Source organism: Nocardioides sp. (assembly GCF_030149505.1).
GTDB lineage: Bacteria > Actinomycetota > Actinomycetes > Propionibacteriales > Nocardioidaceae > Nocardioides.
This window is the reverse complement of sequence record NZ_JASBRN010000073.1, coordinates 1-15696: the sequence shown is the minus strand read 5'-3', so window position 1 is coordinate 15696 and position 15696 is coordinate 1. Positions and strand designations below refer to the sequence as shown.

Here is a 15696-nt window from a genome sequence, read left to right as displayed (position 1 = left end):
GGCCTCAGAGCAGGGCGGCCACCAAGGACCCGGCCGCCATCGCGCCGGAGGCGGCCGCGCTGATGACCGAGGACATCGGCATCGGCAGGGCCGCGACGTGCGCCATGTCGCCGGCCGCGTGGGCCCGTGGCAGCGACGTGCGGCCCATGACGTCGACCTCGACGCAGCCGCTGGGCAGGGTCCGCAGCCCCAGCTGCTCCGCGAACGGGGTCGTCTGCTCCAGGGTCGTGGAGACGTAGACGCCCGCGACCTCGAGGTCGGGCCCGGTCACGAAGGTGACGCGCACGCCGGTGCCGGAGGGGTGCAGCCCGGTCACGCGCTCGGTGCGGGTCGTGCTGGCCGCGGTCGGAACGGGGGCAGCCCCGTCGGTGAGCACGGTCGTGTGCGACACGACCGGGGCCAGGATCGCCGGCAGGTGGCCCGCGGGGACCGTCCCCAGGACTGCGACGGGCTGCCCCGCGAACTCGTGGCCGTGGCAGAACGGGCAGTGCACCACCCGGTCGCCCCACAGCTCCGCCAGCCCGGGGACCGCCGGCAGCACGTCGCGCACCCCGGTCGCGAGCACCAGCCCGCGAGCGGTGAGGACGGTGCCGTCCGGGTCGTCCAGCTCGACGGCGTACCCCTCGCCCTCGGGGCGGACCGCGACGACGGTGTCCTCCCAGGTCGTCGCGGTGGGGTACGCCGCCACCTGCTCGCGCGCGAGCTTCCGGAAGTCCGCGGGCGGGGTGCCGTCGTGGGCGACGACGTTGTGCATGTGGCTCGCCGGGTCGTTGCGGTAGCGACCCGAGTCGAGCATGAGCACCCGGCGGTGGACCCGGGCGAGGGTGAGGGTGGCCTGGAGGCCGGCGGGTCCGCCGCCGATGACGATTGCGTCGTAGTCCGTGCTGTAGGCGTGGTCGGTCATGACTGCTCCTGCGAGAAGTGGGACTTGTGCTGGTCAGAAGCCTGTGACTTCATGTCGACATGAAGTCAAGTGAGCGGCGCTGGAGTGTCGGTGAGCTCGCCGCGCGCTTCGGCCTGGCCACCCACGTGCTGCGGCACTGGGAGGACGTCGGGCTGCTGCGCCCGGACCGGGACGGAGCCGGGCGGCGGGTCTACGGCGAGAAGGAGGTCTACCGGGTGGCCGTCGTCGTCCGGAGCAAGGCGGCCGGCATGAGCCTGGAGCAGGTCGCCGTGCTGCTGGACGCCGACGCCCCCGACCGGCACCGGGTGCTGCAGGCCCACCTCGCCGAGCTCGACCGACGTACGGCGGAGATGGCCCTGCACCGGGAGATGACCGAGCACGCGCTGCGCTGCCGGGCGCACGACATCGCGACCTGCCCGCGCTTCGCCGCGGCCGTGGCCGACCTGGTGGACGGGACCGCCCCGGGGCCCTTCGACGGCCGCAGCGCCGAGCCGGCCGGGGTGGCGGAGGCTGTCGAGGTCCCGGGTGACCGGTGAGGGGCATCACGGTGTCGACGGGGGCTGGTAGAACCGCGGCATGCCGCGCTCTCGGACCCTCGCCCTGCCGCTGGCGACCGCGCTCCTGCTCCTCGCCGGCTGCACCGAGGTCCAGGAGGCCGTCGCCGGCCCCGACCCGGAGCCGACCGCCCGGGAGCTGGCGGAGGCGCTGACCGCGCAGGACCTCACCGGCGCCCCGGTCGGCGGCGCCGAGCGCGCCGAGGAGGAGCGCGCCGCGATCGTCGAGGGGATGGGCGGCGTGGCGCCGCAGGTCGGGGTGATCGACCTGGAGGAGTCCGGCGACACCGCGACCGCCACGCTGTCGTGGTCCTGGTCGGTGGTGACCGGCGGCGAGGGCGTGGAGTGGACCTACGAGTCGAGCGCCGAGCTGGAGCGCGTGGCCGACGACTGGTCGGTGGTGTGGGCGCCGTCGGTCGTCGAGCCCTCCCTGGCCGACGGCGAGCGGCTGGACCTCGTCACCCTGGCCCCGCGTCGCGGCGACGTCCTCGGCGCGGACGGGCTCGCGGTCGTGACCCAGCGGCCCGTCGTGCGCTTCGGCATCGACCGCAGCCAGGTCGGCCGGGCCCGCGCGGTCGAGGGCGCCCGGCGCCTGGCGGCGCTGCTCGACGTCGACGCGAAGGCCTTCGCCGAGCGGGTCGAGGCGGCCGGGGAGGCGCAGTTCGTCGAGGCCATCACCTACCGCCGTGACGACGTGCCGCCGGCCGTCGCGCAGGGCTACGACGAGGTCCCCGGCGCCCTCGCGGTGCCTGGCGAGCTCGCGCTCGCCCCCACCCGCGACTTCGCCGCGCCGATCCTCGGCTCGGTCGGACCGGTCACCGCCGAGATGGTCGAGGAGTCGCCGGAGACCTACCGACCCGGTGACGTCGCCGGCACCTCCGGGCTGCAGGCGCGCTACGACGACCGGCTGCGCGGCACCCCCGGCGCCAGCGTCGACGTGCTGCCCGCCGAGGAGGGTGGCGAGGCCCGCGAGGTGTTCCGGGCCGAGCCGACCCCTGGTGAGCCGCTGCGCACGAGCCTCGACCTGGACCTGCAGCAGGCCGCCGAGCAGGTGCTCGCCACCGTGGGTCCGCCCAGCGCGCTCGTGGCCATCGACCCCGGGACCGGCGCGATCCTGGCCGCGGCCAACGGCCCCGGCACGGGGGGCACCAACCTGGCGACGTACGGGCAGGCGGCGCCCGGGTCGACCTTCAAGACCGTCTCCTCGCTCGCGCTGCTGCGCGCCGGGCTCTCGCCCGACAGCGCGGTCGAGTGCCCGGCCACGACGACGGTCGACGGGCGGCAGTTCGGCAACTACTCCGACTACCCCGCCTCCGCGATCGGTCGCATCACGCTGCGCCAGGCGGTCGCGCAGTCGTGCAACACCGCCTTCATCACCGAGCGCGGCGAGCTCGGCGGCACCGAGCTCTTCGACGCCGCCGCCTCCCTGGGCCTCGGACTGGACCAGGACCTCGGCTTCCCGGCGTACTTCGGCCAGGTGCCGCAGCCGGAGACCGAGACCGAGTCGGCCGCGGAGCTGATCGGTCAGGGCCGCGTGCTGGCCTCGCCGATGGTGATGGCGACGGTGGTGGCCTCCGTGCAGTCCGGTCGCACCGTGGTGCCGTGGCTGCTGCGCGACTACCGCCCGGACCCGCCCGAGGGTGCCGCGCCTCTGACCGGCGCCGAGGCCGCGGCGCTGCGCTCCATGCTGCGCGCCGTGGTCACCGACGGCAGCGGCCGCGGGCTGCTCGACGTGCCGGGCCCCGAGCTGATCGCCAAGACCGGCACCGCGGAGTTCGAGCGGGAGGGGCAGGTGCTCACCCACGCCTGGATGGTGGCCGCCGGCTCCGACCTCGCCGTCGCGGTGTACGTCGACGAGGGGGTCTCCGGGTCACGCACCGCCGGCCCGCTGCTGGAGGAGTTCCTGCGGGCGGCGCGGGGCTGAGGGCGTCGTCGAGACCGCCGCACCTGTCCGTGGTCGGCGACCACAGTCAGCTCACGGGGTCTCGACGACGGCTCGCTTGCGCTCGCCGGGAGAGACCACCAGGACGACGGACGAGGGGCCCGGCGGACCGGGCCCCTCGCGGCGGCGTTGGGCGGGGGACGTGGGGGACGGGCCGCCGGACGTAGATGAACCCCTCGCCGCATGGGGTCAGCAAGGGGTTCACAGCCGTCTTCTGAGTGCTCCCTCCGAAGTCGACAGCACCAATCATGCCACCACCCCGTCACCCGTGTTGCGGATTGGTGCGAAGTGGCGGAAGTGCCAGGATTCGGACATGACTGGTCCAGACACATCTGCCGTGCTCGACCGCCTGCTTCCCGCCGGCCACCGACGCCTCTGGGTGGCCGGTGAGTGGCGCGACGCCGAGGGAGGGGACACCTTCGAGGTGGTCGACCCGGCCGACGGCCAGGTGCTCACGCGAGTGGCCGACGGGTCGGTCACCGACGCCGTCGAGGCGCTGGACGCCGCCGTCGCCGCCCAGCCGGCGTGGGCTGCGACCCCGCCCCGCGAGCGCGGCGAGGTCCTGCGCGGGGCCTTCGAGCTGATCCGGGAGCGCGCCGAGGACCTCGCGCTGCTGATGAGCCTGGAGATGGGCAAAGCCGTGGCCGAGGCCAAGGGCGAGGTGGCCTACGGCAACGAGTTCTTCCGCTGGTTCTCCGAGGAGGCGGTGCGCATCCACGGCCGCTGGATGCAGGCACCGGCCGGTGGCTCGCGGCTGCTCACGATCAAGAAGCCGGTGGGTCCGTGCTTCTTCGTCACCCCCTGGAACTTCCCGCTCGCGATGGGGACCCGCAAGATCGGCCCGGCCGTCGCGGCCGGCTGCACCATGGTGGTCAAGCCGGCGCACCAGACGCCGCTGACGATGCTCGCGCTCACCGCGATCCTCACCGAGGCCGGACTGCCCGACGGCGTGCTCAACGTCGTCCCGACCACCCGCGCCAAGGAGATGAGCGAGGCGTTGCAGGCCGACGACCGGCTGCGCAAGGTCTCCTTCACCGGCTCCACCGCCGTGGGCCGCACGCTGGTGCGGCAGTCGGCCGACCAGCTGCAGCGGGTCAGCATGGAGCTCGGCGGCAACGCGCCGTTCCTGGTCTTCGAGGACGCCGACGTCGACGCCGCCGTGGACGGCGCGATGGTCGCGAAGATGCGCAACATGGGCGAGGCCTGCACCGCGGCCAACCGCTTCCTCGTGCACGCCGACGTGGCCGAGGAGTTCGCCGAGAAGCTCGCCGCCCGGATGGGCGCGCTGACCGTCGGCCGCGGCCAGGACGAGGGCGTCGACGTCGGCCCGCTGATCGAGGAGAAGGCCGTGGAGTCGGTCTCCCAGCTGGTCACCGACGCCGTGCACGACGGGGCGCGCGTCCTGGTCGGCGGCACGGTGCCCGACGGGCCCGGCTTCTTCTACCCGCCGACGGTCCTGGTCGACGTCCCGGCCGACTCCGCGATCAACGCCGAGGAGGTCTTCGGACCGGTCGCGCCGATCACGACGTTCCGCACCGAGGACGAGGCGGTCGAGCGCGCCAACGCCACGGAGTACGGCCTGGCCTCCTACGTCTACACCCGCGACCTGTCCCGGACCATCCGGATGGCCGAGCGGCTCGACTACGGCATGGTCGGCATCAACACCGGGCTGATCTCGAACCCCGCAGCCCCCTTCGGCGGCGTGAAGGCGTCCGGGTTCGGGCGGGAGGGTGGCTTCGAGGGCATCGAGGAGTACCTCGAGACGACGTACGTCGCCCTGCCGGTCTGACGCGCGGCGGGCAGGCGTGGACCTCTTCGGCGGCACCCGCGAGACCTACCTCGGGTTCGCCGAGCAGGCGGCCGACTCCCCGACGCTGGCCGGGTGGTCGCGCGCGGTCGCCGAGGACGAGGAGGTCCTGGCCTGGCTGGGGGGGCTGCCGGTCCTCAAGCAGCAGCCCAACCTGGTGTACGCCGCCGCGCGCTGGCACGGGCTGGCGCCCACGGCGGCGTACGCCGACCTGCGCCGGCTGCTGCTCGACGACGACGGGACGGTGCGCGCCACGATCCTGACGCGCGCCACCCAGACCAACGAGGCCGGGCGGCTGGCGACCCTGCTGCCGGTGCTGGCCCGGATCGCTGCCGAGGACGGGCCGATCGCGCTCGTCGAGGTCGGCGCGAGCGGAGGGCTGACGCTGCACCCCGACCGGTGGGCCTACCGCTACGCGACGCCGCACGGGGAGGTGCGGGTGGGCGCGCCCGACGCCCCGGTCCTGGCGTGCGCGGTGGAGGGGCCCGCACCGCTGCCCGACCGGCTGCCCCAGGTCGCTTGGCGCGGCGGCCTGGACCTCCACCCGCTCGACGTCACCGACGACGACACCGCCCGGTGGCTCGAGACGCTGGTCTGGCCCGAGCACGAGGACCGTCGGGCCCAGCTGCGGCGGGCGATCGAGGTGGCCCGGGCCGCCCCGCCGCACCTCGTGCGCGGCGACCTCCGCACCGACCTCGACCCCCTGCTCGAGGAAGCGGGCCGGCATGGGCGCGTGGTGGTCCAGCACAGCGCTGTCGTCGCCTACCTCGAGGAGCCGGACCGCGAGACCTTCCACGACGCCATGCTCGAGCGGGTGGCCGCCGGCACCTGCCGCTGGGTCAGCAACGAGTCGCCTCGGGTGCTGCCGCGGGTGCTGGCCGGCACCGTCGGGGCGCTCGGCACCCCGCCCGTCGGCCGCTTCGTCCTCGCCCTCGACGGACGAGGGCTGGCCTGGACCCACGGGCACGGACGGTCGCTGTCGTGGTGGGACGCCGCCCCGGTCTGAGCCGACGGGCGCTGGCGGGTGCGGGGCCGCCGGGCGTCGGAATCCCCGGACATCAGGCTCTTCTCGCGGTTCGGGAGGGTTGCAACCCCTGACAAGTGACAGGAAAGCCTGATGTCCGGGGATTCCTGCAACCTCAGCCCGCCCTCGCGGCGCGGCGGCCCAGCGCGGCCAGCAGCCGTACGTCGTCGGGCGCGCCCCGCGGGACGGGCAACGGCTCCGCGAAGTGCTGCGCGTCGGCCGCGGGCTCGCCTGGACGCACGGCCACGGGCGGTCGCTGTCGTGGTGGCCGGAGGGGGCCGGCTGACGGGGCCGGCTGACGGGGCCGGCTGGCTCGGCGAGCACACGGGCCGGGCGGGTGTCGGGATCCCCGGACATCAGGCTCTCCTGACACCTCGGGAGGGTTGCAGCCCCTGACATGTGACAGGAGGGCCTGATATCCGGGGATCCCTGCAGGTCGCGGTCGCGGTCGCGGTCGCGGTCGCGGCCAGCGGGCAGCCCGGCTCAGTCGTACGTCGCCAGCGCGACCCCGACGGGCGGTGCCGTCACGGGGCGGGCTCGGCCGGCGTACCCCCCGTGACGGCGAGGCCGGACCCGGCCGCGGCCTGGTCGACCGACTTCTTGATGAGGGCCTCGAGGTCCAGCCCGGTCGCCGTCCGGAGCATCGACAGCGTCTGGGTGACGTTGTCGGTGACCTGGCGGGGCAGCGCCCCGGCGCCGTCGGTGGAGACCACGGTGAGCTGGTCGATCGCCGAGATCGGTTTGGCGACCTCCGCGGCGATCTGGGGCAGCACCTCGATGAGCATCTGCAGGACCGCCGCGTCGTTGTAGTGCGCGAACGCCTCGGCCCGCTTGTCCATCGCCTCGGCCTCGGCCTGGCCGACCGCGAGCACCGCGGCCGCCTGGGCCTCGCCCTCGGCACGGGTGGCCTCCGCCTCCGCCGTACGACGGGCGCGCTCGGCCGCACCGCGCCGCTCGCCCTCGATGGCCTCGGCCTCGGCCAGCGCGGCGCGGCGGGACTTCTCGGCCTCACCGGTGAGGCGGGCCTCCTCCGCCTTCGCCTCGGCGGCCGCGATGGTCGAGGCCTTGCGCGCCTCGGCGGCGGCGATCTCGGCGCTGCGGCGCGCCTCGGCCTCCTGCTCGACGCGGTACCGCTCGGCGTCGGCCGGCTTGCGGACCTCGGTCTCGAGCTGGCGCTCGGTGAGGGCCGCCTGCCGCACGGCCACCTTCTCCTGCTCGGTGAGGATCGCCTGGTCGCGGTCGGCCTGGGCCAGCGGGCCCGCGGCGGCGGCCTGCGCCGAGGCGGCGTCGGTCTCGGCCTTGATCTCGGCCTGCTTGAGGGCCAGCACCCGCTGGGCGACCGCGATCTCCTGCTCGGCGGCGATCTGCGCCTGCTCCGCGGCCTGGCGGGCGTTGGCCTCGGCGATCCGCGCCTCCTGGGCCACGCGCGCGGCCTCGGGCCGGCCGAGGTCGGCGAGGTAGGTGCCGTCGTCGGTGACGTCCTGGATCTGGAAGGTGTCCAGGATCAGGCCCTGGCCGGTGAGGGAGTTCTCCGACTCGTCGGCCACCCGCTGGGCGAAGGCCGCGCGGTCGCGGATGATCTGCTCCACCGTCAGGCCGCCCACGATCGAGCGCAGCGCGCCGGCGAGGACCTCCTGGGTGAACGGCTCGACGTCCTGCTGCTGGGCCAGGAAGCGCTGCGCCGCCAGCCGCACCTGGTCGGCGTTGCCGCCGACCTTGACGATCGCGACGCCCTCGACGTTGAGCTTGATGCCCTGCCCGGACACCGCCCCGCGGATCTGCACCGAGATCCGCCGAGAGGACAGGTCGAGGGTGCCGAGCTTCTGCACGAACGGGATGACGAAGGTGCCGCCACCGAGGATGACCTTTTGCCCGGACAGGTCGGTGGTCAGCTCGCCGGTCTCGGGGTTGATCACCGCCTTGCCCTTGCGGCCGGTGACGATGAACGCCTCGTTGGGCCCGGCGACCTTGTAGCGGCTGGTCACCAGGAGCACCAGCAGGACCAGCAGGACGACGAATCCCACGACGGGGACCAGGACGGACGAGCTCACGGGTGTCTCCTCGAGTGACGGGGGGCGGGCGGTGCGGGCGGTGCGGGTGCTGCGGGTCGTGCGGGGTGCTGCCGGTGCTGCGGGCGGTGCGGGTCGTGCGGGTCGTACGGCGGCCCGGGCCGGTCAGGCGAGCTCGCGCCAGGTGGGGGTGACCACGACGGCGGTGGGGGAGAGGGTGCCCGTGACGTGCACCTGCGTGCCGGGCTCGATCGGGAGGGGGTGGTCCGCGTCGAGCCGGGCGTTGAGCCGCAGGGCGTGGCCGCCGAGCAGCACCTTGACGGTGCCGAAGCCGTCGGCCGGGATCGCGGTCACCACGACGCCCTCGTGCCCGACGACGTCCTCGGTGGCCGGCGTCCCGCCGCTGGTGCCGGTGCGCAGCAGCCGGGTCAGCCAGGCGGCGAACCAGCCGAACCCCACCCCGGCCGCGACGCCCACCGGTAGCGACACGACCAGCGGCGTACCCAGGCCCTGCGCCAGGGCACCCCCCAGGCCGAGGGCCGAGAGGAACGCGCCGATCACCGCGGTCGAGAAGGCGTCGCCCGCGAGGGCGTCGAAGGCCCCGTCGAGCAGGTCGCCGAGCACCAGCGAGACCAGGAGCAGCGCCATCCCGAGCCCGGCCACCACCAGGTACGTCGTCACGGGCCCCACCCTCCCGCACCCGGACCGTGCTCCGCATCCCCGGGAGAGGGTGCGCCGCGCGGCCGGGTCGGTGGGACGGGTCAGGCGGGGCTGCGGCCGAGCAGCCCGAGCAGGCGTACGCCGGGGGGCGCGTCGTCGGGGGTGGGCAGCGGCGCCGCGAAGGGACCCAGCGGTGCGACGTCGCGGGCCACCGGCAGCAGGGCCTCGGCCAACCCGTCCGGCAGCGGGTGGTCGAGCCCGAGAGCGGTCGCGACGTCCCAGCCGTGCACGGTGATCTCCAGCGCCGCGGCCGAGACCAGCAGATCGGCCAGCACCGGGAGGCCGTCGACCTCGACCAGCCGCTCGTGGTCCTGGCGGGGACCAGAGGTGCCCGCGGGGCCGCCGGGGTCGGCGGCACCCGACGCCGCCACGGTCCACGTGCCGAGCAGCGCGCACGCCTTGTCCCGCAGACCGGCGACGTCGACCGGTCCGGAGGGCGGCCGGCTGCCCGCGGCACCGCCGGCGACCGACCCGCCGGCGGCCTCGAGGAAGGCGTCGAGCGCGTCGTCCATGTGGGCGAGCAGTGCGCCGAGGTCCCAGCGGGCGCACGGGGTACGCCGGGTCAGCGAGGTCGGGCGCACCTCGGCGAGGGCGACCCGCGTGTAGGCCAGGGACCGCTCCAGCAGCTCGACGCCGACGCCGAGCCGCGTGCTCACGGGACCGGCTGGGTGGGCGCGGCGGTGGGTGCGGCGGTGGGTGCGGCCGGGCGGTGGTCGGCCGGCAGCGACATCGGCAGCCCGAACTTCTCGAACAGCCGGGTGTCGAAGAACGCGTCGACCTGCGAGACCTCCGGCGAGTCCGGGTCGCCGTCCCACTGGAGCACCTGCAGCTGGAACGGGACGAACCCGCCCTCCGGCGTACGCATGTAGAGGCCGAAGGCGGGCTGGCCGTTGGCGCGCGTCTCGATCATCGGCATGTCCTCCGAGCCGCCCGGGCACTCGTTGCCGATCAGCCACGCGATGTTGGCCCGGCCCTTGAACCAGCTCGTGAACGGCGGCATCTCCCACACCGCCTCGGCGGTGAGCATCGAGACGATCGTGTCGACGTCCTTGCGCCAGAAGGCCTCGACGTAGCGCTCGAGCAGCTGGCGCTGGGCGGTCGTCAGCTCGTCGGCGACGGTGTCCTCGGTCAGGGCGCGGTCCTTCATCTGCGCGTGCGCCCGCTGCAGGGCGGAGTTCACCGCCGCGACGGTGGTGTCCAGCGCCTCAGCGACCTCGGCGGCGCTCCAGCGCAGGACGTCGCGCAGGATCAGCACCGCGCGCTGCCGGGCCGGCAGGTGCTGCAGCGCGGCGACGAAGGCCAGCCGGATCGAGTCGCGCTCGGCCACCGTCACCGCGGCGTCCGGGACCGGCTCGAGCCAGGTGATCTCGTGGTCCTGCTCCAGGGCGTCGCCGGCCGGCTGGTCGGCGGTGCCGATGCCGGAGGGCAGCGGACGCCGCGGCCGGCCCTCGAGGTTGGTGAGGCAGACGTTGGTGGCGATCCGGTAGAGCCAGGTCCGCACCGAGGAGCGGCCCTCGAAGTCCGCCGACGCGCGCCATGCGCGCAGGAACGTCTCCTGCACGAGGTCCTCGGCCTCGTGCACCGAGCCGCTCATCCGGTAGCAGTGCGCCAGCAACTCGCGCTGGTACCGCTCGGTGAGCGTCGGGAAGTCCGCCAGCTCGTTGTCCTTCGTCGTCATCGTGACGCCCTCCGCCGTTCCCACCGCACCCATGCCCTGCCTCCGACCCGGTCCATCCTGCCTGCGAGGGGACCGACCGGCCAGGGGGCCCGAACTCATCGGTGCGTCGCAGCGTGGTCTCTTCCGCGAGCGCCAGCGAGGGCGTGGGTCCCGCTGTCGGTCGAGCAGCCCGAGCGCCAGCGCGGGCGTCGTCGAGACCGCCGCACCTCTCCGTGGTCGGCGACCACAGGCAGCTCACGCGGTCTCGACGACGCCTCGCTGGCGCTCGCCTGCTCGACCACCGGGCGTGCCGGTCAGGTGCGGGTGAGCGCGAGGGCGCGCTCGGCGAGTGGCTCGGCGTGGGTGCGGTCCTCGGGGACCAGGCCGACGCGGGTACGCCGGTCGAGCAGGTCGTCGACGTCGTGGGCGCCCTCATGGGTGATGCCGAAGACCAGCTCGGCGAGCGTCACCGGCACGGTGTCGGAGACGGGGGACAGCAGCTCGTGGTCGGGCAGGCCGGTCATCTCGCGGGCCGAGGACAGCACGAGCGCGGCGTCGGTGCCGTAGCGGCGCACGAGCCGAGCCGGCTCCTCCAGCGAGGCCAGCTCGGTGCGCGAGGCGGCGCCGAGCAGCGGGAGCGAGGCGGTCACGCACGGGCCGGCGGCCAGGCCGTGGTGGGCGACGGCCGCGTCGACGGCGTCCTGCGCCATCCGTCGGTACGTCGTCAGCTTGCCGCCCACGACCGTCGTGACCCCCGAGGGGCCGGTGATGACGGCGTGCTTGCGCGAGAGGTCGGCGGTCGAGCCGTCGCCGCCGTCGAGCAGAGGGCGCAGCCCGGCGAAGGCACCGACCACGTCCGAGCGGTGGAGCGGCCGGGCGAACGCGGCGGAGACGACGTCGAGCAGGAAGCCGATCTCGGTCTCGGTCGGCTCCGGCACGTCGGGCACCGGGCCGGGGGCCGGCTCGTCGGTGAGCCCGACATACACCGTCCCGTCGGGTTGGGGCAGCACCATGACGAAGCGGTTGGTCTCGCCCGGGACCGGCGCGAAGACGCTGGCGCGCAGGTCCGGCACCGACTCCGCCCGCAGCACCAGGTGGGTGCCGCGGCTGGGGCGCAGCCGGATGCCGTCGGTGCGGCTGCCCTCCTCGCCGAGCACCTGGTCGGCCCAGACGCCCGCGGCGTTGATGATTGCGCGGGCCCGCACGACGACCTCCGACCCGGTGGTCTCGTCGCGCAGCCGCACCTCGCCGTGCGCCGCGGACAGGACCCGGGCACGGGTGCGCACCTGGGCGCCGTGCTCGGCGGCGGTGCGAGCGAGCGTGATGACGAGCCGGGCGTCGTCCTCCAGCTGGCCGTCCCAGCCGAGCAGTCCGCCGCGCAGGCCGGCCGCCCGCAGCGACGGCGCCATCGCGAGGGTCTCGGTGGCGGAGAGGTGCCGCGGCCCGGGGAGGGTCTCGGCGTCGGTGCGGGCACCACGCCGGAGCAGGTCGCCCGCGCGCAGCCCGGCGCGGGAGAGCCCGCCCTGCAGCCGCGACATCGAGGAGGTGATGGGGATGAGCATCGGCATGGAGCGGGTCAGGTGCGGCGCGGTGACCTCCATGAGGATGCCGCGCTCGACCGCGCTCTCGTGGGCGACGCCGACCTGCCCCTTGGCGAGGTAGCGCAGGCCGCCGTGCACCATCTTCGAGCTCCAGCGCGAGGTGCCGAAGGCGAGGTCGTGGGCGTCGACGGCCAGCACCGACAGTCCCCGGGTGGCGGCGTCGAGCGCCACGCCGGCACCGGTGACGCCGAGGCCGACGACGAGCACGTCCACGTGCTCGCGGACACCGGCCAGTCCGGGCGAGATCCTCACGAGAGCCCCCGGGTCAGCAGGGTGCGCAGCTCGGCGTCGAGCGCCTCGGCGGACACCTCGCCGTCGACCATGGTGTGCACCGAGAGCACGAAGCCGTGCGCGGCCAGCACCATGCCGCGCGCCATCGCGACCGGGTCGCCGTCGCGCACGCTGCCGGCGGCCTGGGCCGCGCGCAGGCGGGCGCCGAGCAGGTCGATGATCAGCTGCTGCGACCGGCCCCGCCGGCTCAGCAGGTAGGGCAGCACCAGCTCGGGGTCGAGCTCGACGATCCGCACGAAGAGCTCGTTCTCCCGCAGGGCCGCGATCGTGGTGACGACGTCGTCGACCAGTCGCTCCAGCGGGTCGCTCGCGGTCGAGGTGCCGACGGTCGCGGCCACCAACCCGGTCCACTCGCGCGTCATGAGGTCGGCGAGCAGCGTGGGCATGTCGGCCCAGGTGCGGTAGATCGTCATCCGGGACACACCGGCCCGGCGCGCGACCTCGGTCAGCGTCGTACGTCGCCAGCCGACGTCGAGGATGCAGGCGCGGGCGGCGTCGAGGTAGGCGTCCGAGGGAGTTCTCGATTCCTCGTTGTGACGAAGTGACGTCATATGTCACACTGTAACACATGAGCACGCAGACACCCCCTGCTCCGGCCGGCGGCCTGGGCGAGATGCACCCCCAGCGCTGGGGCGCCCCCAGTGCGGCGACCGACCTCCCCGACAGCGCCCGCGGCCTGGTCGAGATGGCCTTCGGGTTGCGGCCCACGCCCGCCGCCGACGACGCCCCGCTGCCGGCGCCCGGCATCGGTGAGGCAGCGCTCGAGGCGCTGCGCGAGGCCGTCGGGTCGGAGCACGTGCTGCTCGACGACGACGTACGCCGCCTGCGGACCCGCGGCAAGTCCACGCCCGACCTGCTGCGGGCTCGCGCGGGAGACCTCGCGGACGCCCCCGACGTGGTCGTGCGTCCGGGTGGCCACGACGACGTCGCGGCCGTGCTGGCCGTCGCGGTCGAGCACCACCTCGCGGTCGTTCCGTTCGGTGGCGGCACCTGCGTGACCGGCGGGCTGGCCGCGCGCCGCGAGGGCTACGCGGGACTGGTCTCCCTCGACCTGGTCCGGATGAAGCGGCTGCTCGAGGTCGACGAGGTCTCGATGACCGCGACCCTCGAGCCGGGCCTGCGTGGCCCCGAGGCAGAGGCGCTGCTCGCCGAGCGCGGCCTCGTGCTCGGTCACTACCCGCAGTCCTTCCAGTTCGCCTCGATCGGCGGGTTCGCGGCCACCCGCTCCAGCGGGCAGTCCAGCGCCGGCTACGGCCGCTTCGACGCGATGGTCGTGGGGCTGCGCGTCGCCACCCCGCGCGGGGAGTGGGTGCTCGGCTCCGCGCCGGCCAACGCCGCCGGCCCCGACCTGCGCCAGCTCGTGCTCGGCTCGGAGGGTGCCTTCGGCGTCATCACCGCCGTCACCGTGCGCGTCCGCCGCCTGCCCGAGGTCAAGGTCTACGAGGGCTGGCGCTGGGGCTCCTTCGCCGAGGGCCGCGAGGCGATGCGCCACCTCGCGCAGTCCGGCCTGCTGCCCACCGTGCTCCGGCTCTCCGACGAGTCCGAGACCGCGATCAACCTCGCCCGCCCCGACGCGATCGGTGCCGGCGAGGAGGACGGCGCCTGCCTGATGATCGTCGGCCACGAGGGCACGGCCGAGCAGGTCGTGGCCCGGCGGGCGGCCGTCACCGAGGCGCTCACCGCCCTCGGCGGTCGGCCCCAGGGGGAGGGCCCGGGCGAGTCCTGGGCGCACGGGCGGTTCGACGCGCCGTACCTCCGCGACTCGCTGCTCGACGTCGGCGTCCTCGTCGAGACCCTCGAGACCGCCACGTTCTGGTCCAACGCGGACGCGCTGTACGCCGGGGTCAAGCAGGCCCTGGAGTCCCACCTCGACGGTGCGCTCGTGCTCTGCCACGTCAGCCACGTCTACGAGACCGGGTGCTCGCTCTACTTCACCGTCGCGTCCGCCCAGGGCGAGCAGCCGCTCGAGCAGTGGTTGGCCGCCAAGGCCGCCGCCAACGACGCGATCGTCTCCGCCGGCGCCACCATCACCCACCACCACGCCGTCGGCACCGACCACAAGCCCTGGCTCGGCGCGGAGATCGGCGACCTCGGCGTCTCGGTGCTGCGGGCGGTCAAGGCCGACCTCGACCCCACCGGTGTCCTCAACCCGGGGGTGCTCGTCCCGTGAGGTCCTTCTCCTTCCTGGTCAACCCCGCCTCCGGCGGTGGCGCGGCACCCGGCGCGGTCGTGCCGGTCGCCCGCCTTCTGCGCGAGGCCGGTGCGAGCGTCGACGTCACCTACTCCCCGGGCCCCCGTGCCACCGACGACCTCGTCCGCGCGGCCGTCGACCGCGGGGACGTCGTGGTCTGCGTCGGCGGGGACGGGATGGTGTCGCACCTCGCCGGCGCGGTCGCCGAGGCCGGTGGCGTCCTGGGGCTGCTGCCCGCCGGCCGCGGCAACGACTTCGCCCGGATGCTCGGGCTCCCCAGCGAGCCCGCCGCCATCGCGCAGGTCCTCATCGAGGCACCCGAGCGTCCCGTCGACCTGCTGCGCTGGACCCTCCCCGGCCAGCCGTCGCGGCTCGTCGCCGGCTCGGTCTACTCCGGCATCGACGCGCGCACCGCCGAGATCGTCGACGGCATGCGCTGGACCCCGATCAAGGCGCAGTACCCCCTCGCCGCCCTCCGCGCGATCCTCACCTACTCCCCGGGCCGCTTCCGGGTCGCCGTCGACGGCGAGGTGGCCGAGTACGCCGCCGCCACCGTCGCCATCGCCAACTCCGCCTACTACGGCAAGGGCATGAAGATCGCCCCCGGCGCGTCGGTCGAGGACGGGCAGCTCGACGTCGTGGTCGTCGAGGCCGCCTCGCGGACCGCGCTCGTGCGGAGCTTCCCGAAGATCTACGACGGCTCGCACGTCGACCTGCCCGAGGTGCACGTGCTGCGCGGCACCCGGGTCGAGGTCGCCGCCGACGGCGCGCGGCCGCTCCCCGTCGGCGGGGACGGCGAGCCGCTCGGGGTCCTGCCGGGGCTAGGTGCGGAGCCGGCCGTGGTGGAGGTCGTCCCGGGGGTGCTGCGGGTCCTGGGCTGAGTTCTGGGTGGGTCGGTGGGGTGCGCGGCCCGGTGGCCGCCCCCGGTGAGGGGCGCGTGGCGCCGCGGTCGGCCGGGGCGCCCCCTTCGTCGCTACCAGGCCGCTCGCTCACTGG

The 15696-nt window shown here is 74.9% G+C and carries 14 protein-coding genes; 6 read left to right on the top strand and 8 right to left on the bottom strand.

What is annotated here, in order from left to right; all coding sequences use genetic code 11:
• Positions 1 to 4: 4 nt before the first annotated feature.
• Positions 5 to 904 carry an NAD(P)/FAD-dependent oxidoreductase gene (locus tag Q1V71_RS16585; RefSeq protein WP_300645217.1) on the bottom strand — a complete coding sequence of 300 codons (900 nt, stop codon included), beginning with the start codon at positions 902 to 904 and terminating at the stop codon, positions 5 to 7.
• A gap of 59 nt (positions 905 to 963) precedes the next feature.
• Here Q1V71_RS16585 and Q1V71_RS16580 point away from each other — a divergent pair, with 59 nt between their 5' ends.
• The 4 genes from Q1V71_RS16580 to Q1V71_RS16565 all read left to right on the top strand — a co-directional run bounded on the left by Q1V71_RS16580 (position 964) and on the right by Q1V71_RS16565 (position 6213).
• On the top strand, positions 964 to 1440 hold the full coding sequence (locus Q1V71_RS16580) for a MerR family transcriptional regulator (RefSeq protein ID WP_300645215.1): 477 nt from the start codon (positions 964 to 966) through the stop codon (positions 1438 to 1440).
• 40 nt (positions 1441 to 1480) lie between these two features.
• Positions 1481 to 3382: a penicillin-binding transpeptidase domain-containing protein gene (locus tag Q1V71_RS16575; protein WP_300645213.1), complete on the top strand. Its 1902-nt coding sequence runs from the start codon at positions 1481 to 1483 to the stop codon at positions 3380 to 3382.
• A gap of 331 nt (positions 3383 to 3713) precedes the next feature.
• On the top strand, positions 3714 to 5189 hold the full coding sequence (locus Q1V71_RS16570) for an NAD-dependent succinate-semialdehyde dehydrogenase (RefSeq protein ID WP_300645212.1): 1476 nt from the start codon (positions 3714 to 3716) through the stop codon (positions 5187 to 5189).
• A gap of 16 nt (positions 5190 to 5205) precedes the next feature.
• Positions 5206 to 6213 (top strand): DUF2332 domain-containing protein, encoded by a 1008-nt coding sequence (locus tag Q1V71_RS16565; RefSeq protein ID WP_300645211.1) that lies wholly within the window; start codon positions 5206 to 5208, stop codon positions 6211 to 6213.
• Positions 6214 to 6346: 133 nt separating this feature from the next.
• Here the strand turns inward: Q1V71_RS16565 and Q1V71_RS16560 are convergent, their stop codons facing one another.
• The 7 genes from Q1V71_RS16560 to Q1V71_RS16530 form a co-directional block, all read right to left on the bottom strand.
• On the bottom strand, positions 6347 to 6478 hold the full coding sequence (locus Q1V71_RS16560) for a hypothetical protein (protein ID WP_300645210.1): 132 nt from the start codon (positions 6476 to 6478) through the stop codon (positions 6347 to 6349).
• A 277-nt stretch (positions 6479 to 6755) separates the two neighbouring features.
• Positions 6756 to 8282, bottom strand: coding sequence for a flotillin family protein (locus tag Q1V71_RS16555; protein WP_300645209.1), 1527 nt, complete (start codon positions 8280 to 8282; stop codon positions 6756 to 6758).
• 123 nt (positions 8283 to 8405) lie between these two features.
• Entirely contained in the window at positions 8406 to 8921 is a 516-nt protein-coding gene (locus tag Q1V71_RS16550; RefSeq protein WP_300645208.1) for an NfeD family protein, read from the bottom strand.
• Between the two features lie 80 nt (positions 8922 to 9001).
• Positions 9002 to 9616: a maleylpyruvate isomerase family mycothiol-dependent enzyme gene (locus Q1V71_RS16545; protein WP_300645207.1), complete on the bottom strand. Its 615-nt coding sequence runs from the start codon at positions 9614 to 9616 to the stop codon at positions 9002 to 9004.
• Positions 9613 to 10638 carry a sigma-70 family RNA polymerase sigma factor gene (locus tag Q1V71_RS16540; protein WP_300645205.1) on the bottom strand — a complete coding sequence of 342 codons (1026 nt, stop codon included), beginning with the start codon at positions 10636 to 10638 and terminating at the stop codon, positions 9613 to 9615. Before Q1V71_RS16540 ends, Q1V71_RS16545 begins: the two co-directional genes overlap by 4 nt.
• Before the next feature lie 293 nt (positions 10639 to 10931).
• Positions 10932 to 12470, bottom strand: coding sequence for a glycerol-3-phosphate dehydrogenase/oxidase (locus tag Q1V71_RS16535; protein WP_300645202.1), 1539 nt, complete (start codon positions 12468 to 12470; stop codon positions 10932 to 10934).
• Complete coding sequence (locus Q1V71_RS16530) at positions 12467 to 13060, bottom strand: TetR/AcrR family transcriptional regulator (RefSeq protein WP_300645200.1); 594 nt, start codon at positions 13058 to 13060, stop codon at positions 12467 to 12469. The genes Q1V71_RS16535 and Q1V71_RS16530 overlap by 4 nt, the downstream gene beginning before the upstream one ends.
• 17 nt (positions 13061 to 13077) lie before the next feature.
• Here Q1V71_RS16530 and Q1V71_RS16525 point away from each other — a divergent pair, with 17 nt between their 5' ends.
• Positions 13078 to 14679, top strand: a complete 1602-nt coding sequence (locus Q1V71_RS16525) for an FAD-binding oxidoreductase (protein ID WP_300645198.1) — start codon at positions 13078 to 13080, stop codon at positions 14677 to 14679.
• Positions 14676 to 15581: a diacylglycerol kinase family protein gene (locus Q1V71_RS16520; protein ID WP_300645196.1), complete on the top strand. Its 906-nt coding sequence runs from the start codon at positions 14676 to 14678 to the stop codon at positions 15579 to 15581. The genes Q1V71_RS16525 and Q1V71_RS16520 overlap by 4 nt, the downstream gene beginning before the upstream one ends.
• Positions 15582 to 15696 lie beyond the last annotated feature (115 nt).